Origin of the sequence: Empedobacter sp. UBA6745, assembly GCF_002453775.1 — a bacterium.
Taxonomy (GTDB): domain Bacteria; phylum Bacteroidota; class Bacteroidia; order Flavobacteriales; family Weeksellaceae; genus Empedobacter; species Empedobacter falsenii_C.
Genome location: NZ_DKHL01000044.1, coordinates 25,294 through 25,702, shown reverse-complemented (window position 1 = coordinate 25,702; position 409 = coordinate 25,294). Strand labels below are relative to the sequence as shown.

The window sequence follows — 409 nt, the reverse complement described above, 5'->3', positions numbered from 1 at the left end:
TTTTTCTTCTTCACGTTGTTCCATTACTAACCATTGTAAAAAATTCCAAGTAGCCCAATCTTCCTCATCCATACACATTTTTACAATTTTGTAAATAGATTCTGTGTTTTCAATTTCTTGTTTCAAAACTGCTTCAAAACATTGTAAAACATTTTTTGGTTCAGGACCAGGTTGTTGTATGGCTTCAATTTTTACACTACCACCTCGTTCTTGTATATATTCTATAATTTTTGCCATATGAACACGTTCCTCTTGCGAATGTTTCATCATAAAACTTTTAATACCATCTAATCGGTTATCATCTGCCCAACAAGCAAGCATCAAGTAAATTTGAGCAGAAAAAGCTTCAAGTGTAATTTGTTTATTTAAAGCATTTTGTAAATTTTTTGAAATTCTAGTTGTATTCATT

General features: G+C 30.3%; 1 protein-coding gene. It reads right to left on the bottom strand.

Going from position 1 to position 409, the window contains the following annotated elements; genetic code table 11:
* A partial coding sequence (locus B4H69_RS12470) for a ferritin (protein ID WP_291094203.1) occupies positions 1 to 408 on the bottom strand: 408 nt, incomplete at its 3' end.
* Between the last annotated feature and the right edge of the window lies 1 nt (position 409).